The organism is Thermohalobaculum sediminis, from assembly GCF_023487995.1.
Lineage (GTDB): Bacteria > Pseudomonadota > Alphaproteobacteria > Rhodobacterales > Rhodobacteraceae > Thermohalobaculum > Thermohalobaculum sediminis.
This window is the reverse complement of record NZ_JAMFKN010000008.1, coordinates 151010-174281: the sequence shown is the minus strand read 5'-3', so window position 1 is coordinate 174281 and position 23272 is coordinate 151010. Positions and strand designations below refer to the sequence as shown.

Genomic DNA, 23272 nt, shown 5'->3' with positions numbered 1-23272 from the left:
TTGTGTTGTATCCGCGCGCGGCTTTGCCTTACCTCAAGAGGCCGCGCGGAGTGCAGGACGCGGCGCTGCGCATGGTGCCGGCCGCACCGCCGCGGACGTGAGGGAGACGTATGGAATATTTCGTTCAGCAGCTGATCAACGGGATCACTCTCGGTTCGATCTACGGTCTGATCGCGATCGGCTACACGATGGTCTACGGCATCGTCGGCATGATCAACTTCGCCCATGGCGACATCTTCATGGTGGGCTCGTTCGTCTCGCTGATCGCGATCACGGCGCTGGGGCTGACGGCCTCGACGGGGCTGGGGCTGACGATCCTCGCGCTGATCCTCGTGCTGATCTTCGCCATGCTGATCGCCTCGGTCTATGGCTGGACGGTCGAGCGCATCGCCTACCGGCCGCTGCGCGGCTCGTTCCGGCTCGCGCCGCTGATCACCGCGATCGGCATGTCGATCGTTCTGCAGAACTTCGTGCAGATCGCCCAGGGCGCGCGCGTCAAGCCGCTGCAGCCGATCATCCAGGATGGCTACACCATCATGCGCCGGGTGGACGATCAGGGCGAGTTCCTCGTGCAGATCTCGAACATGCAGATCTTCATCATCGTGCTGACGACCCTGCTGATGGTGGTCTTCTCGCTGATCATCGCGAGGACCCCGCTGGGCCGCGCCCAGCGCGCCTGCGAGCAGGACCGCAAGATGGCCGCGCTCTCGGGCATCAACGTCGATCGCACGATCTCGCTCACCTTCGTGATGGGCGCGGCGCTGGCGGCGGTCGCGGGGCTGATGTTCCTGCTCTACTACGGTGTCATCGACTTCTTCATCGGCTTCGTCGCCGGCGTGAAGGCGTTCACCGCGGCCGTGCTGGGCGGCATCGGCTCGCTGCCCGGCGCGATGCTGGGCGGCATGGTGATCGGCCTGATCGAGACCTTCTGGTCGGCCTATTTCTCGATCGAGTACAAGGATGTCGCGGCCTTCGCGATGCTTGCGCTCGTGCTGATCTTCCTGCCGCAGGGCCTCCTCGGCAAGCCCGAGGTCGAGAAGGTCTGATGGCATCCGCAGCATCCCCGGCGTCCGCGCGCCGGCCCGCCAAGCTCGCCGCCGATCTCGGCGTCACCGCCCTCCTGTCGCTCGCCATCTTCGGCACCATGGTGGGCCTCAGGACCGAGACGATCCCCGGCGGGCTCGAACTCCAGCCGCAGTGGACCAGCGCGCTGGCGCTTGCTGCTGTCGCGGTGGTCGGCCGGCTGGTCCTTCATCTCACCGTCTGGAGCCGGCCCGAGGGGGCGCCGCCACTGTTGCCCATGGGCGTTCGGGCGCGGGTCGAGCAGGCCGCGACGGGCACGGGCAAGGTGTTCGGCCCCGCGCTCCTCGTCTTCGCGCTGCTGCTGCCGTTCCTGCCCTTCACCGACCGCTACATCCTCGACCTGTCGATCCTCGTGCTGACCTACGTGATGCTGGGCTGGGGGCTCAACATCGTGGTCGGCCTCGCCGGGCTGCTCGATCTGGGCTACGTCGCCTTCTACGCCGTGGGGGCCTATTCCTACGCGCTTCTCGCCATGCATTTCGGCTGGTCGTTCTGGCTCTGCCTGCCGCTGGCGGGGATCCTCGCGGCGTTCTGGGGCATCATCCTGGGCTTTCCGGTCCTGCGGCTCAGGGGCGACTACCTCGCGATCGTGACGCTGGCCTTCGGCGAGATCATCCGCATCGTGCTGCTGAACTGGTACTGGTTCACCGGCGGGCCGGACGGCATCTCGGGGATTCCGCGGCCCAGCTTCTTCGGCATTCCCTTCGATCGCGGCGAAGGCGGGTTCGCGGACACGTTCGGGCTCGACTTCTCGTCGATGCACCGGATCATCTTCCTCTACTTCCTGATCCTTGCGCTCGCGCTTCTGACGAACTTCGTGACCATGCGCCTTCGCCGCCTGCCGATCGGCCGCGCCTGGGAGGCGCTGCGCGAGGACGAGATCGCCTGCCGCTCGCTGGGGCTCAACACGACCTCGGTCAAGCTCACGGCCTTCGCCACTGGGGCGATGTTCGGTGGCTTCGCCGGCGCCTTCTTCGCGACGCGCCAGGGCTTCATCTCGCCCGAGAGCTTCACCTTCATCGAATCGGCCCTGATCCTTGCCATCGTCGTGCTGGGCGGCATGGGCTCGCAGATCGGCGTGGTGATCGCCTCGGTCGCGCTGATCGGCGGCTTCGAGGTGTTCCGCGAGGCCGAGGACTTCCGCATGCTGATCTTCGGCGTGGCCATGGTGCTGATCATGATCTGGCGTCCGCGCGGGCTGATCGCGACGCGCGAGCCCTCGATCTTCCTGCGGGAGAAGAAATCGGTTTCGGGCGCTCTGGTCGCACAGGGCGAGGGACACTGACATGGCCGGCGATGCACTGCTCGAGGTCGAGCACCTCACCATGCGCTTCGGCGGTCTCACCGCGGTCGACGACCTCTCCTTCGTCGCGCGGCGCGGCGAGATCACCGCGCTGATCGGGCCGAACGGCGCGGGCAAGACCACCGTGTTCAACTGCCTCACCGGGTTCTACAAGCCGACCGTCGGGCGCATCACGATGCACCACGAGACCGGCGACACCTTCCTGCTCGAGCGCATGCCGGACTTCCAGATCCCGCGCGAGGCCAAGGTTGCGCGCACCTTCCAGAACATCCGCCTGTTCGGCGGCATGACGGTGCTGGAAAACCTGATGGTCGCGCAGCACAACCCGCTGATGCGGGCCTCGGGCTTCACCTTCGGGGGCGTGCTGGGGATCGGCGGCTACCGCGCGGCGGAACGCGAGGCCGTGGAGCTTGCAGAGTACTGGCTCGACAAGGCCGGGCTGATGGCGCGCGCCGACGACGCAGCGGGCGACCTGCCCTATGGCGACCAGCGCCGGCTCGAGATCGCGCGGGCGATGTGCACGGGACCGAAGCTCCTGTGCCTCGACGAGCCCGCGGCGGGCCTCAACCCTCGCGAGTCCGAGGAACTGAACCGGCTGCTGCTGTTCATCCGCAAGGAACGGGACGTGGGCATCCTGCTGATCGAGCACGACATGAGCGTCGTGATGGGAATTTCCGACCACATCGTGGTTCTGGACTACGGCGCCAAGATCGCCGACGGCACGCCCGAACAGATCCGCAACGATCCGAAAGTCATCGCCGCCTATCTGGGCGTCGAGGACGAGGAGGTCGAGGAGGTCGAGCACGAGATCGAGGAAACCGCCGCGGCAGCCGGCGGGGAGGGGACGGCATGAACGCGCAGCCGCTTCTCGCGGTCTCGGATGTCGAGACCTTCTATGGCCGGATCCAGGCGCTGCGCGGCGTCTCGATGGAGGTGCGGCAGGGCGAGATCGTCACGCTGATCGGGGCGAACGGCGCCGGCAAGTCGACGCTGATGATGACGATCTGCGGCTCGCCACAGGCGCGGACGGGACGGATCGTCTATGATGGGCAGGACATCACTGCCCTGCCGACGCACCAGATCATGCACATGGGGATCGCCCAGTCGCCCGAGGGGCGGCGGATCTTCGGGCGCATGACGGTGATGGAGAACCTGATGATCGGCGCCTCGGTCGCCGATCCCGGGCACTTCGACGCCGATATCGAGCGCGCCTTCACGCTGTTCCCGCGGCTGAAGGACCGGCGCGAGCAGCGCGGCGGCACGCTGTCGGGCGGCGAGCAGCAGATGCTGGCGATCGCGCGCGCGCTGATGGCCCGCCCCCGGCTGCTGCTGCTTGACGAGCCTTCGCTGGGGCTTGCGCCACTGGTGGTCAAGCAGATCTTCGGTGCGATCCGCGAGCTCAACCAGACCGACGGGCTCACGGTCTTCCTGGTCGAGCAGAACGCCTATCACGCGCTCAAGCTGGCGCATCGCGGCTATGTGATGGTCAACGGCAAGATCACCATGAGCGGCACCGGCACCGAGCTTCTGGCGCGCGAGGAGATCCGCGCCGCCTATCTCGAAGGGGGCGCGCACTGACATGGGCGTGATCTGGGAGACCGACTTCGTCACCTTCTTCTTCGTGACGCTCGCGATCGGCGGGGGCGCCGCCTTCATGTCGGGGCGCGCGCTCGCCTCGACATGGCAGCCGGTCTGGCGGCTGGTGTTCTACATGCTGCTGCTGGCGGCGGCGATCCGTTTCTTCCACTTCGCGCTTTTCGGTGGAACGCTGCTGTCGCTTCAATACTATCTGGCCGACTCGGCTGCGGTGATCCTGCTCGCCCTCGTCGGCTTCCGCCTCAAGCGGGTGAGCCAGATGGTCACGCAGTACGCCTGGCTCTACGACCGCGCCGGCCCCTTCTCGTGGCGCGAGAAGGGCTGAGGCACGCACGGGTTGACGACTTGAGACCGCCCCGGCGGCAAGCACGCCGCCACGGCATCTCGCAACACAGGGAGAGGAACTGAAATGAAAAAGATTCTTCTGATGGGGACCGCGCTCTCGCTCGGGCTGATGCTCGGCCAGGGCGCGGCGCTTGCCGAGATCCAGATCGCCACCGCCGGCCCGATGACCGGCCAGTATGCGAGCTTCGGCGCCCAGATGAAGGCCGGCGCCGAGCAGGCCGTCGAGGACATCAACGCCGCCGGCGGCGTCAACGGCGAGCAGCTGGTGCTGAACATCGGCGACGATGCCTGCGACCCCAAGCAGGCCGTGGCGGTCGCGAACCAGATGGCCTCGAAGGGCGTGGTCTTCATGGCCGGGCATTTCTGCTCGGGCTCGTCGATCCCGGCCTCGAAGGTCTACGAGGAGGAGGGGATCATCCAGATCTCGCCCGCCTCGACGAACCCGAAGTTCACCGACGAGGGCGGCCCGAACGTCTTCCGCGTCTGCGGCCGTGACGACCAGCAGGGCCTGGTCGCGGGCGAGCTCCTTGCAACCGAGTTCGCGGGCAAGCGCGTCGCGATCCTCCACGACAAGACCGCCTACGGCAAGGGCCTCGCCGACGAGACGCTGGCCGCCTACGAGGCCAAGGGCGGCAAGCCCGCGATGTACGAGGCGATCACCGCGGGCGAGAAGGACTACACGGCGCTGGTCTCGAAGCTGAAGCAGGAGAACATCGACGTCGTCTACCTGGGCGGCTACCACACCGAGGCCGGCCTGATCGTGCGCCAGATGCGAGATCAGGGCATGAGCACCCAGCTGGTGTCGGGCGACGCGCTGGTGACCAACGAGTACTGGTCGATCACCGGCGACGCAGGTCAGGGCACGCTGATGAGCTTCTCGCCCGATCCGCGCAAGAACGCCGAGGCCGCCGACGTCGTGGCGAAGTTCAAGGCGAAGGGCATCGAGCCCGAGGGCTACGTGCTCTACACCTATGCCGCGATCCAGGCTTGGGCGCAGGCGGCCGCGGCGGCGGGCTCGACCGATCTGGAGCCGGTGGCGGGTGCGCTGAAGTCGGGCGAGTTCTCCACCGTTCTCGGCAAGCTCTCGTTCGACCAGAAGGGCGACGTCACGCTGCCGGGCTATGTCTGGTACGAGTGGAAGGACGGCAGCTACGACTACCGCTGATCCCGTTCGGGACCGATGCCACGACTGCGCGCGGGAGGCCGCGCGCAGTCTTTCCATGACGGGAGGGTCGCCACACCATGACCGACGCCGAGCACATGAGCGCCCATGACGCCGAGGAGGACCCGCGCAATGCGTCACTCCTGATCCATGTGAACGGGCGGCTCGTGCCGCGCGCCGAGGCCACCGTCTCGGTCTATGACAGCGGCTTCATGCTGGGCGACGGCGTGTGGGAGGGGCTGCGCCTCCACAATGGCCGCTGGGCGTTCCGCGACGAGCATCTCGACCGGCTGTTCGAGGCGGCGCGCGCCATCGACCTCGACATCGGCCGGACGCGCGCGGACCTCGCCGCGGCGCTTGACGAGATCGCGCGGGCGAACGGCATGACCGATGACGCCCACGCCCGCCTGATGGTCACGCGCGGGATCAAGGCGCGGCCGTTCCAGCACCCCAAGCTCTCGCGCTCGGGTCCCACCATCGTCATCATCGCGGAGCACAGCCGCCCGGTGCAGCCGCGCGGCATCCGGCTGATGACCGTGCCGCAGCACCGCGGCCTGCCGCTGACGCAGGACCCCAAGCTGAATTCCCATTCCAAGCTCAACTGCATCCTCGCCTGCATCCATGCCGAGAAGGCGGGCGCCGACGAGGCGCTGATGCTTGACCCCTTCGGTTTCGTGAACACCACGAATTCCTGCAACTTCTTCATCGTGCGGCGGGGCGAGGTCTGGACCTCGACCGGGGACTACTGCCTCAACGGCATCACGCGGGGCCATGTCATCGCGCTCTGCCGCGAGAACAGCATTCCGGTGTTCGAGCGCAACTTCTCGCTGGTCGAGACCTATTCCGCCGACGAGGCATTCCTCACCGGCACCTTCGGCGCACAGACCCCGGTGGCCGAGATCGACGGCCGGCGCATCGGCAATGGCGGCATGGGGCCGGTGACGTCGCGCATCCGCGCGCTCTACCGCGATCTCGTGGCGCGCGACACGGGCGCGGCCTGAGGCGGCTCAGGGCAGGTGGCGGGGCTTGCCGGCCTCGTCGATGGCGACGAAGGTGAACACGGCTTCCGTCACCTTCACATGCTCGGCAGCCGGCATGCGGGTGATCCAGACCTCGACCTCGATGCGCATCGAGCTGCGCCCCTCGCGCTCGATCCGGCTGTGGATCGACACGACGTCTCCCACCCAGACCGGGCGGTGAAAGGTCATCCGCTCGACTGCGACGGTCGCCACGCGCCCGCGGGCCCGGCGCCGGGCAAGCACGCTGGCGCCGAGGTCCATTTGCGCCATAAGCCAGCCGCCGAAGATGTCGCCGTTCGCATTGGTGTCGGCGGGCATCGCGATGGTCTGGAGCGTGACCTCGCCCTGTGGCGCGGCTTCGTCGGTTGGTGCGGTCATGCGGGGTCCCCTGCTGCGTCAGCCGAGAGTGGCCGCGGCACCCCGACCGCGCAAGCCCGCCGTCGGGCCGAGGCGCGCGGCGGCGGCGCGGCCCGCGTGAAAGCCCGTGGCGAGGCACGCGGTCAGCAGGTAGCCGCCGGTCGGCGCCTCCCAGTCGAGCATCTCGCCGGCGGCGAAGACGCCCGGCAGGCGCGCCAGCATCAGCCCCTCGTCCAGCTCGTCCCAGGCGATGCCGCCAGCCGACGAGATCGCCTCGGCCAGCGGGCGCGGGCGCAGAACCGGCAGGTGCAGTGCCTTGATCGCCGCGGCCGTCGCCGCAGGCCGGTCCAGCGCGTCCGGCGCGAGCTCGCGCAGCAGCCCCGCGCGCACGCCCTCGATCCCGGCGGCCTTGCGCAGGTGGTTCGCGAGCGATGCACGCCCGCGCGGCCCGGCGAGGCGGTGGGCAAGGGCCTCGGCGCTGGTGTCGGGCGCGAGATCGAGCCTCGGATCGGCTGCGCCCGCCTCGAGCGCGTCGCGCAGCGGCGACGAGAGCGCGTAGACGAGGCTCCCCTCGATGCCGTGGCGGCTGATCACGAACTCGCCGCGCACCCGGCGCTCGCCGAGCGCGAGGGTGACGTTCTTCACCGGCGCGCCCGCGAAGCGCCCGGCGAAATGATCCGACCAGGCGACATCGAACCCCATGTTGGCGGGCCGGAAGGGCGCCACCCGCACGCCGCGCGCCGCAAGCCACGCAACCCAGGCCGCATCCGACCCCAGCCGCGGCCAGGATGCGCCGCCCAGCGCCAGCACCACGGCCCCGGCCTCGATCCGGCGCGGGCCGTCGGGCGTCTCGAAGGCGAGGGCGCCGTCCTGCCAGCCCGTCCAGCGCCAGCGCGTCCGGAACTCGGCGCCCGACAGGCGGCCGAGCCAGCGCCGCAGCAGGGGCGAGCCCTTCATCGCGACCGGAAAGACCCGGGCCGAGGACCCGGTGAACAGCGGCTCGCCGAGGCCCGCCGCCCAGCCCATCGCCTCGCGCGGCCCGAAGCCGGCAAGTATCGGCGCAAGGCGTGGCGCGGCGGTGCCGAAGGCGGCGAGGAAGGCCGCGTCCGGCTCGTCCTTCGTGAGGTTGAGCCCCGACTTCCCCGCCATCAGGAACTTGCGCGCGACGCTGGGCCTTCCCTCGAACACAACGGGACGACGGCCCGCCGCCAGCAGCGCCTCGGCCGCCGCAAGCCCCGCGGGCCCCGCGCCGATGACCGCGGCCTCGACCCGTTCGGGCGTCACGCGGTGGCCCCGGGTGCCGGCACCGGACGCGATGGGTCGCTCACTCGAAGGTCTCGACGATGCGCGCGAGGCGGGCCTCGATCTCCCATCGCGGCCCCTTCGAGAGGAAGGTTCGCGCAAGCACGTGCAGCTCGCGCGCGTCCGCCGCCAGCCGCTCGACCGCGACCCAGCGCGCCCAGTCGTCGAGCGGGCGCCAGCCGGGCTCGTCGATGCGGCAGTCGGGCAGGCGCCAGTGAAAGGCCGGCCGCGCCGAGATCTTCTCCTCGGGCAGCCAGCGCCGCACCCGTGCCGCGTCGAGATGCGCGAACAGCGGCAGCATGTCGAGCTCCATGTTCCGCGTCGGGTTGAAGCGGATGTGGTCGTCGATCAGGCGGCCGAGGCCCGGGCTGTAATCGGGGTTCAGCACGTGGCGGGCATAGTCGACGGTGAAGGGGTCGATATAGCTCTGGACGCGCCGGATCGTGGCGAGCCCGCTGTCGCGCCGCAGCCGCGGCGCCATCAGGACATAGGCGCGCAGCACGGCCAGCAGGTCGGCCGCGTCGAACGAGGCGGCCTCGACGTTGAGATGCATGCCGAACCCGGCGAAGGCCGAGCTCTCGGTCCCCGTCGCGCCCGCGCGCCTCAGCGCCGAGACGAGGGGTAGCAGCGCCTCGAGGTCCCTCCAGGCAACGGGCGGGGCCACCAGCTCGACCGGCATCACCAGCCCCGCGACGGTGCCGAACAGTGCCGCGGCGCGGCGCGGCAACTCGGGATCGGGGTCGTCCGCGATGTCGCCCGCATAGGCCATCAGGTGCTCGGGATGTGCCCAGCGCGTGTCGAGCTCGACCCGGAAACCGCCGCGCCAGGGGCCGTCGGCTAGTGGCTCGATGCGGAAGCGGTGCGGGTCGTCCTCGCGCAGCCGCGCATCGGGGCCGAGCGCCGCCGCGACCACCTCGGCCGCCCGCGCCGCGGTGAGCTGGCCGAACTCGAGCTCGATCCCCACCCCGCGCGGGCGGCCGTCTGCGCCGCACTCGACCGGCGGCGCGGCGACCGTCGCGCCCTCGCACGCGGCGCGCGAGGGCGCGCGGCTGGTGCGGGTGTCGTTATGGGGCATCGCGTCTCAGCTCCGCCTCTGCGCCGGGTGACGGCGGGGTTCACTGACCAATGTGGCGCCCGCCGGCGCCGGCCGCAATGGGGCTGGCCGGATCGGGACGGGCCGCGTTACCCTGGGCCCGATGACGCAAGCCGAGGACCCGATCTGCCCGCTGTGCGGCCGGCCTATCCCTCCGGGGGCGAAACGGTCGGCGCACCATCTGGTTCCACGCCTCAAGGGCGGCGCGCGCGGCCCCGTCGTGCTGCTGCACCAGATCTGTCACAACGAGATCCATGCGAGCATGACCGAGGCCGAGCTTGCCCGCGGCCATGCCAGCATCGAGGCCCTGCGCACCCATCCCCGCATCGCGCGATTCGTGGAATGGGTGGCGCGCCGCGATCCCGCCTTCCACAGCCGCAGTGCCGGCCGCGGACGGCGGCGGCGGTGAGCCTGCCGCACGGGCTGTGCGCGGCGGCGAGGCTCTGCTATCTGATGCCGCGGCGCAAGGCGGAGCACGGGGGTCGAGATGGCGAGAGCGCGGAGCATTCTGATCACCGGTTGCTCGTCGGGCATTGGCCATCACGCGGCGCATGCGCTGGCAAGCCGCGGGTGGCAGGTGCTGGCGACCTGCCGGAAGGAGGCCGACTGCGAGCGGCTGCGGGCCGAGGGGCTCGACAGCTTCCGCCTCGACTACCAGGACCGCGACAGCATCCATGCAGCCTTCGACACCGCCATGGAGCGCACCGATGGGCGGCTTGACGCGCTGTTCAACAACGGCGCCTTCGCCCAGCCCGGCGCGGTCGAGGACCTGCCGACCGACGCGCTGCGGGCGAGCTTCGAGGCGAATTTCTTCGGCTGGCACGAGCTGACCCGCCGCGTGGTCCCGGTGATGCGGGCACAGGGCGCGGGCCGCATCGTGCAGTGCTCGAGCGTGCTGGGCTTCTCGGCGCTGAGGATGCGGGGGGCCTATATCGCCACCAAGCACGCGGTCGAGGGCTATACCGACACGCTGCGGCTGGAGCTGCGCGGCACCGGCATCCATGTGGTGCTGCTCGAGCCGGGGCCCATCAAGACCCGCATCCGCGAGAACGCGCAGGCCCATTACGAGCGCTGGATCGACCGCGAGAACTCGGCCTGGGCCGAGTTCTACCGCACCACGCTCGAGCCCCGGCTCTACAAGAAGAACCCGCCGCCCGATGTGGGCGAGCTTTCGTGCCGGGCGACCACCGCGAAGCTGGTCGCGGCGCTCGAGTCGCGGCGGCCGAACCCGCGCTATTACGTCACCCGCCCCACCCATCTCGTTGGCGCGATGAAGCGGCTTTTGCCCACGCGCTGGATGGATGCGATCATGGGCGTGCAATGAAACGGCGGCGGATCGGGCGGCGCGTCACTTTCGCCCTGTCCGCCGGGGCGGGGGCGCGCTAGGTATGCTGCCCATGTCAGGGATCCTTTTCTACCTCGCGGGCTTTGCCTGCCTCGTCACTCTGGGCGTGCTCATGGTCGGGATCGGCGGCTTCGGCACCGGCAAGGCGTCGCCGCGCTTCTCGAACCGGATGATGCGCTATCGCATCATCGCGCAGGCGGTGGCGGTGGCGCTTCTGCTCGCGATGGTCTGGTTCGCCAAGCAGGGAATGTGAGCGATGGTCGTGCTCAACCGCATCTACACGCGCACCGGCGACGCGGGCGAGACGGCGCTGGGTGACGGCACCCGTGTCGCCAAGCACTCGGCCCGGGTCGCGGCCTACGGCACGGTGGACGAGGTGAACGCGACCGTGGGCCTTGCGCGGCTGCACGCCTGGGAGGAGATGGACGAGAGCCTCGCGCGCATCCAGAACGACCTGTTCGATCTCGGCGCGGATCTCTGCCGCCCGCACATGGAGCGCGACGAGGATGCCGAGTACCCGCCGCTGAGGATGGTGCCCGCGCAGGTCGAGCGGCTCGAGCGCGAGATCGACGCGATGAACATCCGGCTCGCGCCCCTGCGCAGCTTCATCCTGCCGGGCGGCTCGGCGCTGGCCGCGCATCTGCACCTCTGCCGGACCGTCTGCCGCCGGGCCGAGCGCCTGACGGTCGAGCTTGCGACGGTGGAGGGCGTGAACGAGGCGGCGATCCGATATCTCAACCGCCTGTCCGACTGGTTCTTCGTGGCCTCGCGCATCGCCAACGACGACGGGCGCGACGACGTGCTGTGGGTGCCGGGCGCGAATCGCTGAGCCCCGCCGCGCCCGGCGCCCGTGGCCTCGAAGCCGGGCCGGGTGGCCACGCGCCACGTGGCGCGCGCGCGGGATCATGGCCGCGCGCGGGACTGTGGGCCGCGCTGCTCGCAATGGCCGCGACGTCGGCCGATGGGCGCCCGCCGGGCGACTCGCCGGCAGCGCCGCAGACCGCGGAGGGCGCCGCGGGCCTCTGCCGGCTGATCGAGGACGCGGCGGGGGCGCATGACCTCCCTCCCGAGTTCCTCGCCCGCCTGATCTGGAAGGAAAGCCGCTTCGACGCGCGCGCCGTCAGCCCCAAGGGCGCGCAGGGGGTGGCGCAGTTCATGCCCGGCACGGCGCGGCTGCGCGGCCTCGCCGATCCCTTCGACCCGGACCAGGCGATCCCGGCCTCGGCGCGATACCTTGCCGAGCTACGTGCGCGCTTCGGCAATCTGGGCCTCGCGGCCGCCGCCTACAATGCCGGCGAGGAGCGGGTCGAGCGATACGTCGCCCGTGCGGCCGGGCTGCCGGGCGAGACGCTGGAATACGTGCTCTCGATCACCTTCCGCCCGGCCGAATGGTTCCGCGAGCCGGGCCGCGAGGTCGAGCCGCGACCGCTCGACCCTGCTGTTCCCTTCCGCGCCGCCTGCGCCGGGTTGCCGGTCATGCCCACGCGCGCGGCCCTGTTCGAGGGCGCCGACTGGCAGCCCTGGGGCGTGCAGGTAGCGGGCCATGTGCGTCGGGCGACGGCGCTCGCGCAATTCTCCCGCGTGCAGGCCCGGCATCATCGGATCATCGGCGGGCGTGCGCCCATGCTGGTGCATGCGCGGGTCGGCATGGGGGCGGGGCGGGTCTGGTCGGTGCGCCTCGGCACCGACACGCGCGCCGAGGCGGTCAAGCTCTGCGCCCGCCTGCGCGTCGCGGGTGCGGCCTGCCTGGTACGTCGCAACTGACGAAGCGACGCGCAGGTGCTATTCTTGCGGATGCGCCGGGCCGCAGGACCGCTGAAGCAGCGAGAGGGTGCCATGCGACGACACCGGCATTTCTTCGATCGTCTCGGGATCGAGCACCCCATCATCCAGGCGCCGATGGCGGGCTTTGCCACGCCCGAGCTTGCCGCGGCGGTCAGCAACGCGGGCGGCATCGGCTCGCTCGGGCTCGGTGAGGCCGCGCCCGAGGGGATCGAGGCGTCGATGGCCGCCGTCGCGCGGCTGACCAACCGCGCGGTCAACCTCAACTTCTTCGCGCACATCCCCGCCCGGCCCGACGCGGCGCGCGAGGCCGCGATCCAGGACCGCCTCAGGCCCTATTACGCCGAGCTGGGACTCGGCGAGCCGCCCGGGATCGAGGCGATCCCCGAGGGCTTCACGCCCGCGAAGCTCGCGGCCGCTCTCGCCGCCCGGCCCGCGGTGGTGAGCTTCCATTTCGGCCTGCCGGACGAGGCGGCGATGCGCGCGCTGAAGGAAGCGGGGATCGCGGTCATGGCGACCGCGACCACGGTCCGCGAGGCCCACGTCCTCGCCGCGGCGGGTTGCGATGCCGTGATCGCCCAAGGGTGGGAGGCCGGCGGCCACCGCGGCGCGCATGCCTGGACCCGGGCCGATCAGGGCATCGGGGCGCTTGCGCTGGTGCCGCAGGTAGTCGACGCGATCGACCTTCCCGTGATTGCGGCCGGCGGGATCGCGGACGGGCGCGGCATCGCCGCGGCCTTCGCGCTGGGCGCCGCGGGGGTGCAGATGGGGACGGCCTTCCTCGCCTGCCCCGAGGCCAGCGTCCCGCCGCACCATCGGGCCGCGGTGCGCGGCTCGGACGGCAGCGACACGGCCTTTACCGACGCGCATTCGGGCTATCCGGCGCGGGCGCGGCGCACGCGCTACACCGAAGGGATGGCCGAGAATGCGCCGCCACCGGCCCCGTTCCTTGCCATGTACGCGCTGAGCGGGCCGCTTCGGAACGCGGCGGAGGCCGCGGGGCGGGATGATTTCTCGTTCGATCTCTATGGCCAGGCGGCGGGCCTTGCGCGCGAACTACCGGCGGGTGAGCTCGTCGCGCGCCTCGTCGGCGAGGCGGAGACGATCCTTGCAGGGCTTGCCCGTCCGGCGTGAGCCGCGGTCGCCTGCCGACGCTGAACGGCCTCGGGTGCCGGCGAAGGCGGCCCCGGCGCGGCATGGGCGGCGCGAGCGCCTGTGTCCATGGCGCCCATCCGGCCTCGATCGGCGAATCCCGTCCTGCCGCGTCGCTTTTTCCCTACGAAGCGCGCGCCGGTTGCGCTAAGGGATGCGCCGGATGCAGATGCGGCCGCCGGTCCCCGGCCGGTCGAGCAATGGCTTCGAGGAGAGAACGCAGATGAAGGTGCTTGTGCCTGTCAAGCGCGTGATCGACTACAACGTGAAGGTCCGCGTGAAGGCGGACGGAAGCGGCGTCGACCTCGCGAACGTCAAGATGTCGATGAATCCCTTCGACGAGATCGCCGTCGAGGAGGCGATCCGGCTGAAGGAAGCGGGCAAGGCCGAGGAGATCGTCGCCGTCTCGATCGGCGTGAAACAGGCGCAGGAAACCCTGCGCACGGCGCTGGCGATGGGCGCCGATCGCGCGATCCTGATCGAGGCCGCCGAGGACGTGGCGACCGACATCGAGCCTCTGGCGGTGGCGAAGCTGCTGAAGGCCGTGATCGACGAGGAGAAGCCCGGCCTCGTGCTCGCGGGCAAGCAGGCGATCGACAACGACATGAACGCGACCGGGCAGATGCTGGCGGCGCTGCTCGGCTGGAGCCAGGCCACCTTCGCCTCGAAGGTCGAGGTCGAGGGCGACAGCGCGACGGTCACGCGCGAGATCGACGGCGGCCTGCAGGTGATCAAGGTGAAGATGCCGGCGATCGTCACGGTCGACCTTCGCCTCAACGAGCCGCGCTACGCGTCGCTGCCGAACATCATGAAGGCCAAGAAGAAGCCGCTCGATGTCAAGACGCCGGCCGATTACGGCGTCGATGTGAGTCCGCGGCTCGAGGTGGTGAAGACCGAGGAGCCGCCGGCGCGCAAGGCCGGGGTCAAGGTCGGCTCGGTGGCCGAACTCGTCGAGAAGCTCAAGACCGAAGCGGGGGTGCTCTGATGGCCGTCCTGATCGTTGCCAAGCACGACAACGCGGCGCTGAACGAGGCGACCGCCAAGACCGTCACCGCCGCGAAGAGCATGGGCGGCGAGATCCACATGCTGTGCGCGGGCGCCGGGTGCGGGGCGGTGGCCGAGGCCTGCGCGCGGCTCGACGGGGTCGCCAAGGTGATCTGCGTCGAGGGCGACGCCTATGGCAAGCGCCTCGCCGAGCCGCTCGCCGACCTGATCGTGAGCCTCGCCGGCGACTACGAGCACATCGTGCTGCCGGCCACCACCTCGGGCAAGAACGTGGCGCCCCGGGTCGCCGCGCTGCTCGACGTCATGGTGATCTCGGACATCCAGGGCGTGAACGGCCCGGACGAGTTCGTGCGGCCGATCTATGCCGGCAACGCCATCCAGACCGTGCGCTCGAAGGACGCCAAGAAAGTCGTGACCGTGCGTGGCGCGAGCTTCGAGGCCACCGGCGAGCAGGCCCCGTGCCCGATCGAGAAGGGCGCGGCGGCGGGCGATCCGGGCCTGTCTGAATGGGTCGAGGACAAGGTCGTCTCGTCCGACCGGCCTGAGCTGACCTCGGCGCGGATCGTGATCTCGGGCGGGCGCGGCATGGGCTCGAAGGAGAACTTCGCGCTGATCGAGAAGGTGGCCGACAAGCTGGGCGCCGCGACGGGGGCCTCGCGCGCGGCGGTCGACTCAGGGTTCGCGCCCAATGACTGGCAGGTGGGCCAGACCGGCAAGGTCGTGGCGCCCGAGCTCTACATCGCGGTCGGCATCTCGGGCGCGATCCAGCACCTCGCGGGGATGAAGGACAGCAAGGTCATCGTCGCCATCAACAAGGACGACGAGGCGCCGATCTTCCAGGTGGCCGATTACGGGCTGGTGGGCGACCTGTTCGTCGTGCTGCCCGAGCTGGAGAAGGCGCTGGGCTGAGCAGCGCGCCTTTCCCCGCAGACCAGGGTTTGCAAGGGCCCGCGCCGGGTGCGCGGGCCCTTCCTTTTCGCGGAGGTTGACCGGAAGGGACGCGCTTTCCCGGATGATGCCGTATTCAAGGGATTGATACTCAAAGTTTTACCCATCCATGTGTCGCGCGGCCGACGGCGCCGCCGCGCCGCCGGGGCCCGGTTGGATGGGATGGCCGGATTGCGGTGACAGGGCGGCCGGGCTCACCTAAGCTTCTCGCGCAGGGGGGTTCGATGGCGCAGCGGCTCAACCATGTGGAGATCGGGTCGGGGAAACCGGTCCTCGTCCTGCACGGCGGCAAGCTCGATCACCGGCACATACTCGACGCGCTCGAGCCGGTGTTCGATGGCGTCCCCGGCTGGAAGCGGATCTATGCCGACCTGCCCGGCTGCGGCGGTTCGACCGGCTTCGCGCATGTCCGCTCCCAGGACGACGTGCTGCAGAAAGTCGCGACCTTCGCCAATGCGGCGGCGGCGGGCGTACCCCTGGCCGTTATCGGCGAATCGCGCGGGAGCTATATCGCGCAGGGTCTCGGCCATGCCCATCCGCACCTCGTTTCGGGCCTCGCCCTGATCGTGCCGGGGGGCACTTCCGCCGCGCAGGGAACGCTGCCGGAGCCCGTCGCGCTGGTGCCGGACGCCGCGCTGATCGCCGGGCTCGAGCCCGCGCTCAGGGATCGGGCGGAGCGCCTGGTCGTGCAGACGGCCGGGATCGTCGGGAAGATCCGCCAGACCAAGCTGCCCGCGGGGGCCCTCCATGACCCGGCCCTTGAGGCCCGCGTTCAGGAGCGGTTCCTGTTCTCGTTCCACGACGCGATGAATGGCGCGGCGTTCGACAAGCCCGCGCTCATCGTCGCCGGGCGCCAGGACTCGATCGTGGGCTGCCACGATGCCGTCGCGATGCAGGGGCGATATTCGCGCGGCACCTTCGCGCTGCTGGATTGCGCCGGGCATTCGCCGGGCTGGGAGCGGCCCGAACTCTTCAGGGCGCTGATGCGCGACTGGCTGGAAAGACTGGAGGGGCCATGACCGGGGACGGGCGCTTCAAGGTTGCCGCCATTCAGGCGGCGTCGGTGCTGATGGATCGCGAGGCGTCCACCGAAAAGGCATGCCGGCTGATCGCCGAGGCCGCGCACAAGGGCGCAAGGCTGGCGGCGTTCTCGGAAAACTGGCTGCATGGCTATGGTGGGTACGGCTGGACCCCGGATGATGGCCCCGAATGGTGGAGCTTTGCCGCGCGGTTCAACGAGCAGGCGGTCGAGATCCCGTCCGAGACCACCGACCGGCTGTGCGCCGCGGCGAAGGAACACGACATCGACGTCGTCATCGGCGTGGTCGAGCGCGACCGGACCACGCAGGGCACACTCTACTGCACCGCGCTGACGATCGGGCGCGAGGGCGCGATCATCGGCAGGCATCGCAAGCTGAAGCCGACCGGCGGCGAGCGCGTCGAGTGGGGCGAGAACGCCAGCGGCGACAGCCTGCGCGTCCACGACTGCGGCTACGCCCGGATCAGCGCGCTCAACTGCTGGGAGCATTTCATGATGCTGCCGTCCTTCGCGCTGATGGCGCAGGGCACCCAGGTTCACGTGGCGCTCTGGCCAGGGCGGGAGCCGCCGCAGGTACCCTCGGCGCCCGAGGCGATGTGGCCGCGTCAGCATCTCATGTCCCGCGCCTTCGCCTCGGCGGGCGCCTGCTACGTTCTCTGCGTCGGCGGATGCCGCACCAGGGACGACATCCCGCCGGAAGCGAGGAAATGGCTGCCGACCTACACCGGCGACAGCGCCATCATCGACCCGCGCGGCGAGATCGTCGCGGGCCCCCTGCATGGCGAGGAGGGCATCCTGATCGCCGAACTCGACCTCGCGCAGGTCCGTGCGGCCAAGGCCATCGTCGACAATGCCGGCCATTACGCGCGCCCGGACGTCTTCGAGTTGCGGGTGAGCGGCAGGGTCGTGTTCGGCGTGGGTCGCGAACCGCAACGGTGACCATCACGCTCGCGCAAAACTTTCGTCGCGCCGTCGCATTTTTCGTCGCCTGCGCTTGCGCGGGGTGGCATGAAGCCCATACTTGGCCGCTGCAGCGCACCATGAGAGGCGCGGACGAATAAACGGGGGTTCGGGATCATGGAGATCCGCACGGTAGGCGTGGTCGGCGCCGGTCAGATGGGCGCAGGCATCGCCCAGGTCTTTGCGCAGGCCGGCTACGAGGTCAGCCTGTTCGACATCAACCCCGCGCAGGTCGAGGCGGCGATCGGCAAGGTCCGGCAGGGCTACGAGCGGCTGGTGTCCAAGGAGCGCATGAGCGCGGCCGAGGCCGACGCGGCGTTGGCGCGGATCAGGCCGGCGCCGGTACTGACCGACCTGGGTGCGCTCGACCTGATCATCGAGGCGGCGACCGAGGACGAGCGCGTCAAGAACCGGATCTTCGCCGAGCTCAAGCCGCATCTGGGGCCGCAGACGATCCTGACCACGAACACCTCGTCGATCTCGATCACGCGGCTCGCCTCGGCTACCGACCGGCCCGAGCGGTTCATGGGCTTCCACTTCATGAACCCGGTGCCGGTGATGCAGCTGGTCGAACTGATCCGCGGCATCGCCACGGATGACGAGACCTTCCACCTTCTGAAGGGCGTCGTCGAGAAGATCGGCAAGACCGCGGCCAATGCCGAGGACTTCCCCGCCTTCATCGTCAACCGCATCCTGCTGCCGATGATCAACGAGGCGATCTACACGCTCTACGAGGGCGTGGGTACGGTCGAATCGATCGACACCGCGATGAAGCTGGGCACCAACCATCCGATGGGGCCGCTGGAGCTTGCGGATTTCATCGGGCTCGACGTTTGCCTCGCGATCATGAACGTCCTGCATGACGGGCTGGCCGACACCAAGTACCGGCCCTGCCCGCTGCTGGTGAAATATGTCGAGGCGGGGTGGCTGGGGCGCAAGACGAATCGCGGCTTCTATGACTATCGCGGCGAGAAGCCGGTGCCGACGCGCTGAGGGGGCGGGCGCGGATCTTTGCGTTTTCGGCAATGGTAAATTCATTGTGGCCCGTCTGGCGGCGCGCGGGCGTTGCCATATGTTCCCCGGTGTTGTCGGCGCCGTCCGGCAAGGACCCATGCAACCGACCTGAAATGACCGGGAACCGATCATGAAACTGGCCAGCTTCGCCCTTGCCGCAGCGCTCGCGCTCGGCTCCGTCCTGCCCGCCGCCGCCGAGCCCTATGTCATGGACAAGAGCCATGCGGCGATCACCTTCGAGGTCGATCACCTTGGCTTCTCGACCGTGCACGGGCAGTTCCGCGCCTTCGAGGCGCAGATCGACTTCGACCCCGAGAAGGTCGAGGCGACGCGGCTGAGCTTTGTCATCGACCCCGCCAGCATCGACACCGGCTGGGGTCCGCGCGACGACCATCTGAAGACCGCCGACTTCTTCGATGTCGCGAACCATCCCGAGATCGTCTTCGAGTCGACCGCCGTGACCCCCACCGGCCGCGACACGGCCAAGGTGGCGGGCACGCTGACCATCAAGGGCGTGAGCCATCCGGTGACCTTCGACGCGAAGCTGAACAAGCTGGGCCCGTCGCCCTTCGACGCGACCAAGACGATCGCGGGCTTCACCGCGACGGGCCAGATCGACCGCACACTGTTCGGCATGTCCTACGCCGCCCCGGCGGTCAGCGCGGTGGTGCCGGTGCGCATCGACATCGAGATGAGCCCGGCGGGCTGAGGCACGCCATGGCCGCGGCCGCATCCGGACCGACGGTGAGCGTGCCGCCCCTTGCGGCGCGCATCGCCCGGCGCCCTGCTGCGGCCGTGTTCCTTCTGCTGGCGGTTTCCCTGGCCGGTCGCGCCACCGCGCAGGACCTGCCGGAATGGGTGATAGACCCCGGCGCGTCCGAAGTCGCCTTCGACTTCGTGCTGGACGGCAAACCCGACGGCGGCGTCTTCCGCGCCTTCTCGGGCAGCGGTGAGTTCGACGCCGCGCATCCCGAGGCGGCGACGCTCGCGATCTCGATCGACACGGCGTCGGTCGATCTCGGCAATGCCATCGTGAATGCCTTCGCGACCTCGGCCGAGGGATTCGACAGCGCGAACCATCCCGAGGCGGTCTACCGGCTGACAGGGCTGGAGCCGACAGGGGGCGATGGCTACCTTGCCCGGGGCGTCGTGACGATCAAGGGCCGCCAGCAGGCGCTCGAGACCCCCATCACGCTGGGGATCGGCCCCAATGCCGCACGCGCCGAGGGGCGCTTCGAGGTCGATCGCACGCGCTTCGGGCTTGGCGTTGGGCCTTTCTCGTCCCTGATCGACCTCGAGCCCATGGTGGGCGTGCATTTCGTTCTCAACGCCCGGCGCGTGCGCTAGGCCGACCCGGAGGGAAGGGAGCCCGGCGATGAGCCTGATCAACACGCGCGAGGGCTGGGGCTGGCCCGCCCGGCTGCTGCACTGGGCGGTGGCGGCGATCATCCTGTTCCAGCTTGGCGTCGGCTTCTACATGGTCAACGTGATCGAGATGACCGTGGATGGAATCGCCGAGCGCACGGCGCTCACTCAGACGCACAAGAGCTGGGGTTTCGTCGTCTTCGCGCTCGCCGCCCTGCGCGTCGGCTGGCGGCTGGCGAACCGCCGGCCCGACCTGCCGCGCGGGATGAGCCGGGCCGAGCGCGCGCTGTCCGAGGGCACGCATCTCGCGCTCTACGTGCTGATGTTCGCGATGCCGGTGACGGGGTGGCTGATGGCCTCGGCCTCGCCGCTGAACGATGCCGGGGGCTACATGCCGCAGATCAGGAACATGGTGTTCGGCCTGTTCGAGCTGCCCGACCCCTTCCCGGTGGGGGACAAGACGCTGTCCGACCGGCTGGCCGCGATCCATGCCTGGGCGGCCTTCGGGCTCGCGGTGCTGGTCGGGCTGCACGCGCTGGCCGCGGTGAAGCACCATCTGGCCGACCGCGACCGCGTGCTCATGCGGATGATCCTGGGGCGCTGAACCTGCTCAGGTGACCTCGACGACCTCGGCCGAGGTGAGGCGCACCAGGTCGGCGGGCGTGATCGGGAAGACGGCGAATGGGGTGCCGGCGGCGGCCCACACGGTTTCGTACGCCTGTAGCGCGGGGTCGAAGACGGTGCGGATCGGCGCGGCATGGCCAAGAGGCGGCACGCCGCCGATGGCGTAGCCCGTGGCCTTGCGCACGAAATCGGCATCGGCGCGTTCCAGCCTGACGCCGAGCTGGCGGCCGAGGCGCTTCTCGTGCACCCGGTTCGCGCCCGAGGTAAGGACGAGGATCGGGCTCCCGGCCTCGGCGTCCCGGAACAGCAGGGATTTGACGATTGCGCCCACCGGGCAGCCGCAGGCGGCGGCCGCGTCCTCGGCCGTGCGGGTCGAGCCCGGCATCTCGCGCACGCGGGCCTCCGAGCCAAGCGCCGCCAGCGCCGCCTGCACCCGCGCCGCAGCGGCCGGCAGGGTGGGGGCGTCGCTCATCGCAGGCGCCCCGCCGGGTCGGCATCGGCAAGGGCGGTGCCGGTGTCGAGGCGCGCGCCTTGCGTATGCGCGCCGCGCGTCATGACCGAGATCCGGCGCAGGATGGCGAGCGCATCGGCGCCGTCCCAGTGCGCATCGCCCGTGAGCCGCGCGATCTCGCGCCCCTCGCGGTCGAGGATCAGCGTGACCGGCAGGCCCATCACCGCCGCCTGCCGCGCGAGGCGGTTCGAGGGGTCGGCATAGATGGCGAGGTTCTTCACCCCGATCTCGTCGAAGAAGCCGCGTACCTTGGCCGCGCCGCCGCGGTCGGTCGAGAGGGCCACGATCTCGATGCCGTCGCCCTTCACCTTGGCGGCGAGGCGGTCGAGCGAGGGCATCTCGGCCCGGCAGGGCGGGCACCATGTCGCCCAGATGTTGAGCACCACCACCTTGCCCGAGAAGTCGGCGAGCCCCACCGTCCGCCCCGCGCCGTCCTGGAAGCTTTCGGTCATCTGCGCGCGAGGCGTATCGTGGAACACCAGCTTGCGCATGTCGCCCGCCCGCATCGCCTCGAGCGCGGCGCGGTCCGAGGGCCCGATCGCCCCGGCATCCGACGGGTTTGCAGAGAGCGCCATCGCGCCGTATAGGATGGCCGCAATCCCGAGGGCGAAGGGTCTCGGAAATGTCATGCCTCGTTCCTCCGATCAGCGCGGAAAGCCATGAGCGAACATAAGCAAAATGTGCCCGGAATGAAGCCCGCGCCCGAGGCCGGCTCGAACAAAATGTGGGGAGGTCGTTTTGCAGCCGGCCCCGCCGCGATCATGGAGGAGATCAACGCCTCGATCGGCTTCGACCAGCGCATGGCGGCCGAGGACATCGCGGGCAGCCGGGCGCACGCCGCGATGCTGGCGGCGCAGGGCATCATCTCGAAGGCCGACGCGGCCGAGATCGACCGCGGGCTCGCGCAGGTGCTCGCCGAGATCGAGGCGGGGACGTTCGCCTTCTCCCGCGCGCTCGAGGACATCCACATGAATGTCGAGGCGCGGCTCAGGGACATCGTGGGCGAGCCGGCGGGGCGGCTCCACACCGCGCGATCGCGCAACGACCAGGTGGCGACCGATTTCCGGCTGTGGGTGCGCAAGACCATCGACCAGGCCGATGCGGGGCTCGAGGCCCTGATCCGGGTACTGCTGGTGCAGGCCGAGGCCGGGGCGGAGGTGGTGATGCCGGGCTTCACGCATCTCCAGGTCGCCCAGCCCGTGACCTGGGGCCATCACATGATGGCCTATGTCGAGATGTTCGGCCGCGACCGCGGGCGATTGAGGGACGCGCGGGCGCGGATGAACGAGTGCCCGCTGGGGGCGGCCGCGCTGGCGGGGACATCGTTCCCGATCGACCGGCACGCCACCGCCGCAGCGCTGGGGTTCGACCGGCCGACCGCGAATTCGCTGGATTCGGTCGCCGACCGCGACTTCGCGCTGGAGTTCCTGTCGGCCGCCACAATCTGCGCCATGCACCTCAGCCGACTCAGCGAGGAGCTGGTGATATGGTCCTCGGCCCAGTTCCGCTTTGCGCGGCTGTCGGACCGCTTCTCGACCGGCTCGTCGATCATGCCGCAGAAGCGCAACCCGGACGCGGCCGAGCTGATCCGCGCCAAGGTGGGGCGGATCATGGGGGCGCTGGTGGCGCTTTCGACCGTGATGAAGGGCCTGCCCCTGACCTATTCCAAGGACATGCAGGAGGACAAGGAGCCCCTGTTCGACGCCGCCGACGCGCTGATGCTGTCGCTTGCGGCCATGGAGGGGATGGTGCGCGACCTCGCGCCGAATGTCGGGCGGCTGGCCGAGGCGGCGGGGCAGGGCTATTCCACCGCGACCGACCTGGCCGACTGGCTGGTGCGGGTGCTGGGCATGCCGTTCCGCGAGGCCCATCATGTCACCGGCCGCATCGTCGCGCTGGCCGAGGCGAAGGGCGTCGACCTCTCGGCCCTCGGCCTCGCCGAGATGCAGGGCGTCGAGCCGCGCATCACGGCGGCGGTGTTCGAGGTGCTGACGCCCGCGGCCTCGGCCGCCTCGCGGCTGTCGCATGGCGGGACCGCGCCCGCCCGGGTGCGCGAGCAGATCGCGCGGTGGAAGGAGATGCTGGGATGACCTGCGCGCGCCTGATGCTCTCGCGCCTGGTGCTGGTGGCGGCGCTCGCGGCGCTGTTGGCCGGCCCGCTTGCGGCCTGCGGGCGGAAGAACCCGCCACGGGCCCCCGCACCCGCCACCGAGACCGCGCCCGCGACGCCCGAGGCCGAGAAGCCCGCGAGTTGACTGCCCGCACCCC

At 70.1% G+C, this 23272-nt stretch carries 28 protein-coding genes; 23 read left to right on the top strand and 5 right to left on the bottom strand.

What is annotated here, in order from left to right; translation table 11 throughout:
• Nucleotides 1–110: 110 nt before the first annotated feature.
• The 7 genes from M1105_RS16035 to M1105_RS16005 all read left to right on the top strand — a co-directional run bounded on the left by M1105_RS16035 (nt 111) and on the right by M1105_RS16005 (nt 6490).
• Entirely contained in the window at nt 111–1046 is a 936-nt protein-coding gene (locus tag M1105_RS16035) for an ABC transporter permease subunit (protein WP_249581387.1), read from the top strand.
• Nucleotides 1046–2368, top strand: coding sequence for a high-affinity branched-chain amino acid ABC transporter permease LivM (gene livM / locus M1105_RS16030; RefSeq protein ID WP_249581386.1), 1323 nt, complete (start codon nt 1046–1048; stop codon nt 2366–2368). Before M1105_RS16035 ends, livM begins: the two co-directional genes overlap by 1 nt.
• A 1-nt stretch (nt 2369) precedes the next feature.
• Nucleotides 2370–3239, top strand: coding sequence for an ABC transporter ATP-binding protein (locus tag M1105_RS16025; RefSeq protein ID WP_249581385.1), 870 nt, complete (start codon nt 2370–2372; stop codon nt 3237–3239).
• Nucleotides 3236–3964, top strand: a complete 729-nt coding sequence (locus tag M1105_RS16020; RefSeq protein WP_249581384.1) for an ABC transporter ATP-binding protein — start codon at nt 3236–3238, stop codon at nt 3962–3964. Before M1105_RS16025 ends, M1105_RS16020 begins: the two co-directional genes overlap by 4 nt.
• Before the next feature lies 1 nt (nt 3965).
• Nucleotides 3966–4307, top strand: coding sequence for a DUF6867 family protein (locus tag M1105_RS16015; RefSeq protein ID WP_249581383.1), 342 nt, complete (start codon nt 3966–3968; stop codon nt 4305–4307).
• A gap of 84 nt (nt 4308–4391) precedes the next feature.
• Nucleotides 4392–5492: a branched-chain amino acid ABC transporter substrate-binding protein gene (locus M1105_RS16010; protein ID WP_249581382.1), complete on the top strand. Its 1101-nt coding sequence runs from the start codon at nt 4392–4394 to the stop codon at nt 5490–5492.
• A gap of 77 nt (nt 5493–5569) precedes the next feature.
• Nucleotides 5570–6490: a D-amino acid aminotransferase gene (locus M1105_RS16005; RefSeq protein ID WP_249581381.1), complete on the top strand. Its 921-nt coding sequence runs from the start codon at nt 5570–5572 to the stop codon at nt 6488–6490.
• 6 nt (nt 6491–6496) lie between these two features.
• On the opposite strand, the gene yciA is transcribed toward M1105_RS16005, so the two are convergent.
• The 3 genes from yciA to M1105_RS15990 are packed head-to-tail and all read right to left on the bottom strand — an operon-like array spanning nt 6497 to nt 9242.
• Entirely contained in the window at nt 6497–6886 is a 390-nt protein-coding gene (yciA, locus tag M1105_RS16000) for an acyl-CoA thioester hydrolase YciA (protein WP_249581380.1), read from the bottom strand.
• Between the two features lie 18 nt (nt 6887–6904).
• Complete coding sequence (locus M1105_RS15995; protein ID WP_249581379.1) at nt 6905–8149, bottom strand: TIGR03862 family flavoprotein; 1245 nt, start codon at nt 8147–8149, stop codon at nt 6905–6907.
• A gap of 40 nt (nt 8150–8189) precedes the next feature.
• The gene (locus tag M1105_RS15990) at nt 8190–9242 is read right to left on the bottom strand and encodes an amidoligase family protein (RefSeq protein ID WP_249581378.1); all 1053 of its coding nucleotides are present in this window, start codon (nt 9240–9242) and stop codon (nt 8190–8192) included.
• Nucleotides 9243–9363: 121 nt separating this feature from the next.
• Between M1105_RS15990 and M1105_RS15985 the strand changes: the two genes are divergently transcribed.
• From M1105_RS15985 to M1105_RS15920, 14 genes are all read left to right on the top strand, one after another.
• A complete protein-coding gene (locus tag M1105_RS15985) occupies nt 9364–9669 on the top strand; it encodes an HNH endonuclease (RefSeq protein ID WP_249581377.1) in 306 nt (101 codons plus the stop codon).
• Between the two features lie 78 nt (nt 9670–9747).
• Entirely contained in the window at nt 9748–10584 is an 837-nt protein-coding gene (locus M1105_RS15980) for an SDR family NAD(P)-dependent oxidoreductase (RefSeq protein ID WP_249581376.1), read from the top strand.
• 73 nt (nt 10585–10657) lie between these two features.
• Nucleotides 10658–10858: a twin transmembrane helix small protein gene (locus tag M1105_RS15975; protein WP_249581375.1), complete on the top strand. Its 201-nt coding sequence runs from the start codon at nt 10658–10660 to the stop codon at nt 10856–10858.
• A 3-nt stretch (nt 10859–10861) separates the two neighbouring features.
• The gene (locus M1105_RS15970; protein WP_249581374.1) at nt 10862–11434 is read left to right on the top strand and encodes a cob(I)yrinic acid a,c-diamide adenosyltransferase; all 573 of its coding nucleotides are present in this window, start codon (nt 10862–10864) and stop codon (nt 11432–11434) included.
• A 113-nt stretch (nt 11435–11547) separates the two neighbouring features.
• On the top strand, nt 11548–12369 hold the full coding sequence (locus M1105_RS15965; RefSeq protein WP_249581373.1) for a lytic transglycosylase domain-containing protein: 822 nt from the start codon (nt 11548–11550) through the stop codon (nt 12367–12369).
• Between the two features lie 72 nt (nt 12370–12441).
• On the top strand, nt 12442–13521 hold the full coding sequence (locus M1105_RS15960; protein WP_249581372.1) for an NAD(P)H-dependent flavin oxidoreductase: 1080 nt from the start codon (nt 12442–12444) through the stop codon (nt 13519–13521).
• Between the two features lie 241 nt (nt 13522–13762).
• Nucleotides 13763–14524: an electron transfer flavoprotein subunit beta/FixA family protein gene (locus M1105_RS15955; RefSeq protein WP_249581371.1), complete on the top strand. Its 762-nt coding sequence runs from the start codon at nt 13763–13765 to the stop codon at nt 14522–14524.
• Entirely contained in the window at nt 14524–15453 is a 930-nt protein-coding gene (locus M1105_RS15950) for an electron transfer flavoprotein subunit alpha/FixB family protein (RefSeq protein WP_249581370.1), read from the top strand. The genes M1105_RS15955 and M1105_RS15950 overlap by 1 nt, the downstream gene beginning before the upstream one ends.
• Nucleotides 15454–15716: 263 nt before the next feature.
• A complete protein-coding gene (locus M1105_RS15945) occupies nt 15717–16511 on the top strand; it encodes an alpha/beta fold hydrolase (RefSeq protein WP_249581369.1) in 795 nt (264 codons plus the stop codon).
• On the top strand, nt 16508–17470 hold the full coding sequence (locus M1105_RS15940; protein WP_249581368.1) for a carbon-nitrogen hydrolase family protein: 963 nt from the start codon (nt 16508–16510) through the stop codon (nt 17468–17470). The genes M1105_RS15945 and M1105_RS15940 overlap by 4 nt, the downstream gene beginning before the upstream one ends.
• A gap of 138 nt (nt 17471–17608) precedes the next feature.
• The gene (locus tag M1105_RS15935) at nt 17609–18484 is read left to right on the top strand and encodes a 3-hydroxybutyryl-CoA dehydrogenase (protein WP_249581367.1); all 876 of its coding nucleotides are present in this window, start codon (nt 17609–17611) and stop codon (nt 18482–18484) included.
• Between the two features lie 151 nt (nt 18485–18635).
• Entirely contained in the window at nt 18636–19214 is a 579-nt protein-coding gene (locus M1105_RS15930) for a YceI family protein (RefSeq protein ID WP_249581366.1), read from the top strand.
• A gap of 8 nt (nt 19215–19222) precedes the next feature.
• Nucleotides 19223–19852 (top strand): YceI family protein, encoded by a 630-nt coding sequence (locus M1105_RS15925; RefSeq protein WP_249581365.1) that lies wholly within the window; start codon nt 19223–19225, stop codon nt 19850–19852.
• Nucleotides 19853–19880: 28 nt separating this feature from the next.
• The gene (locus M1105_RS15920; protein ID WP_249581364.1) at nt 19881–20474 is read left to right on the top strand and encodes a cytochrome b; all 594 of its coding nucleotides are present in this window, start codon (nt 19881–19883) and stop codon (nt 20472–20474) included.
• Between the two features lie 6 nt (nt 20475–20480).
• On the opposite strand, the gene M1105_RS15915 is transcribed toward M1105_RS15920, so the two are convergent.
• Both M1105_RS15915 and M1105_RS15910 read right to left on the bottom strand, forming a co-directional pair.
• On the bottom strand, nt 20481–20966 hold the full coding sequence (locus M1105_RS15915) for a YbaK/EbsC family protein (protein ID WP_249581363.1): 486 nt from the start codon (nt 20964–20966) through the stop codon (nt 20481–20483).
• Nucleotides 20963–21634, bottom strand: a complete 672-nt coding sequence (locus tag M1105_RS15910; protein ID WP_249581362.1) for a TlpA disulfide reductase family protein — start codon at nt 21632–21634, stop codon at nt 20963–20965. The genes M1105_RS15915 and M1105_RS15910 overlap by 4 nt, the downstream gene beginning before the upstream one ends.
• 60 nt (nt 21635–21694) lie before the next feature.
• Here M1105_RS15910 and argH point away from each other — a divergent pair, with 60 nt between their 5' ends.
• Both argH and M1105_RS15900 read left to right on the top strand, forming a co-directional pair.
• Complete coding sequence (argH, locus tag M1105_RS15905; RefSeq protein WP_249581361.1) at nt 21695–23095, top strand: argininosuccinate lyase; 1401 nt, start codon at nt 21695–21697, stop codon at nt 23093–23095.
• Nucleotides 23092–23259 carry a hypothetical protein gene (locus tag M1105_RS15900; RefSeq protein WP_249581360.1) on the top strand — a complete coding sequence of 56 codons (168 nt, stop codon included), beginning with the start codon at nt 23092–23094 and terminating at the stop codon, nt 23257–23259. The genes argH and M1105_RS15900 overlap by 4 nt, the downstream gene beginning before the upstream one ends.
• Nucleotides 23260–23272 lie beyond the last annotated feature (13 nt).

Excerpts from the sequence above, each read along its gene's own strand:
- M1105_RS16035 (WP_249581387.1), top strand. The coding sequence starts at position 111 with ATGGAATATTTCGTTCAGCAGCTGATCAACGGGATCACTCTCGGTTCG.
- livM (WP_249581386.1), top strand. The coding sequence starts at position 1,046 with ATGGCATCCGCAGCATCCCCGGCGTCCGCGCGCCGGCCCGCCAAGCTC.
- M1105_RS16025 (WP_249581385.1), top strand. The coding sequence starts at position 2,370 with ATGGCCGGCGATGCACTGCTCGAGGTCGAGCACCTCACCATGCGCTTC.
- M1105_RS16020 (WP_249581384.1), top strand. The coding sequence starts at position 3,236 with ATGAACGCGCAGCCGCTTCTCGCGGTCTCGGATGTCGAGACCTTCTAT.
- M1105_RS16015 (WP_249581383.1), top strand. The coding sequence starts at position 3,966 with ATGGGCGTGATCTGGGAGACCGACTTCGTCACCTTCTTCTTCGTGACG.
- M1105_RS16010 (WP_249581382.1), top strand. The coding sequence starts at position 4,392 with ATGAAAAAGATTCTTCTGATGGGGACCGCGCTCTCGCTCGGGCTGATG.
- M1105_RS16005 (WP_249581381.1), top strand. The coding sequence starts at position 5,570 with ATGACCGACGCCGAGCACATGAGCGCCCATGACGCCGAGGAGGACCCG.
- yciA (WP_249581380.1), bottom strand. The coding sequence starts at position 6,886 with ATGACCGCACCAACCGACGAAGCCGCGCCACAGGGCGAGGTCACGCTC.
- M1105_RS15990 (WP_249581378.1), bottom strand. The coding sequence starts at position 9,242 with ATGCCCCATAACGACACCCGCACCAGCCGCGCGCCCTCGCGCGCCGCG.
- M1105_RS15985 (WP_249581377.1), top strand. The coding sequence starts at position 9,364 with ATGACGCAAGCCGAGGACCCGATCTGCCCGCTGTGCGGCCGGCCTATC.
- M1105_RS15980 (WP_249581376.1), top strand. The coding sequence starts at position 9,748 with ATGGCGAGAGCGCGGAGCATTCTGATCACCGGTTGCTCGTCGGGCATT.
- M1105_RS15975 (WP_249581375.1), top strand. The coding sequence starts at position 10,658 with ATGTCAGGGATCCTTTTCTACCTCGCGGGCTTTGCCTGCCTCGTCACT.
- M1105_RS15970 (WP_249581374.1), top strand. The coding sequence starts at position 10,862 with ATGGTCGTGCTCAACCGCATCTACACGCGCACCGGCGACGCGGGCGAG.
- M1105_RS15965 (WP_249581373.1), top strand. The coding sequence starts at position 11,548 with ATGGCCGCGACGTCGGCCGATGGGCGCCCGCCGGGCGACTCGCCGGCA.
- M1105_RS15960 (WP_249581372.1), top strand. The coding sequence starts at position 12,442 with ATGCGACGACACCGGCATTTCTTCGATCGTCTCGGGATCGAGCACCCC.
- M1105_RS15955 (WP_249581371.1), top strand. The coding sequence starts at position 13,763 with ATGAAGGTGCTTGTGCCTGTCAAGCGCGTGATCGACTACAACGTGAAG.
- M1105_RS15950 (WP_249581370.1), top strand. The coding sequence starts at position 14,524 with ATGGCCGTCCTGATCGTTGCCAAGCACGACAACGCGGCGCTGAACGAG.
- M1105_RS15945 (WP_249581369.1), top strand. The coding sequence starts at position 15,717 with ATGGCGCAGCGGCTCAACCATGTGGAGATCGGGTCGGGGAAACCGGTC.
- M1105_RS15940 (WP_249581368.1), top strand. The coding sequence starts at position 16,508 with ATGACCGGGGACGGGCGCTTCAAGGTTGCCGCCATTCAGGCGGCGTCG.
- M1105_RS15935 (WP_249581367.1), top strand. The coding sequence starts at position 17,609 with ATGGAGATCCGCACGGTAGGCGTGGTCGGCGCCGGTCAGATGGGCGCA.
- M1105_RS15930 (WP_249581366.1), top strand. The coding sequence starts at position 18,636 with ATGAAACTGGCCAGCTTCGCCCTTGCCGCAGCGCTCGCGCTCGGCTCC.
- M1105_RS15925 (WP_249581365.1), top strand. The coding sequence starts at position 19,223 with ATGGCCGCGGCCGCATCCGGACCGACGGTGAGCGTGCCGCCCCTTGCG.
- M1105_RS15920 (WP_249581364.1), top strand. The coding sequence starts at position 19,881 with ATGAGCCTGATCAACACGCGCGAGGGCTGGGGCTGGCCCGCCCGGCTG.
- M1105_RS15915 (WP_249581363.1), bottom strand. The coding sequence starts at position 20,966 with ATGAGCGACGCCCCCACCCTGCCGGCCGCTGCGGCGCGGGTGCAGGCG.
- M1105_RS15910 (WP_249581362.1), bottom strand. The coding sequence starts at position 21,634 with ATGACATTTCCGAGACCCTTCGCCCTCGGGATTGCGGCCATCCTATAC.
- argH (WP_249581361.1), top strand. The coding sequence starts at position 21,695 with ATGAAGCCCGCGCCCGAGGCCGGCTCGAACAAAATGTGGGGAGGTCGT.
- M1105_RS15900 (WP_249581360.1), top strand. The coding sequence starts at position 23,092 with ATGACCTGCGCGCGCCTGATGCTCTCGCGCCTGGTGCTGGTGGCGGCG.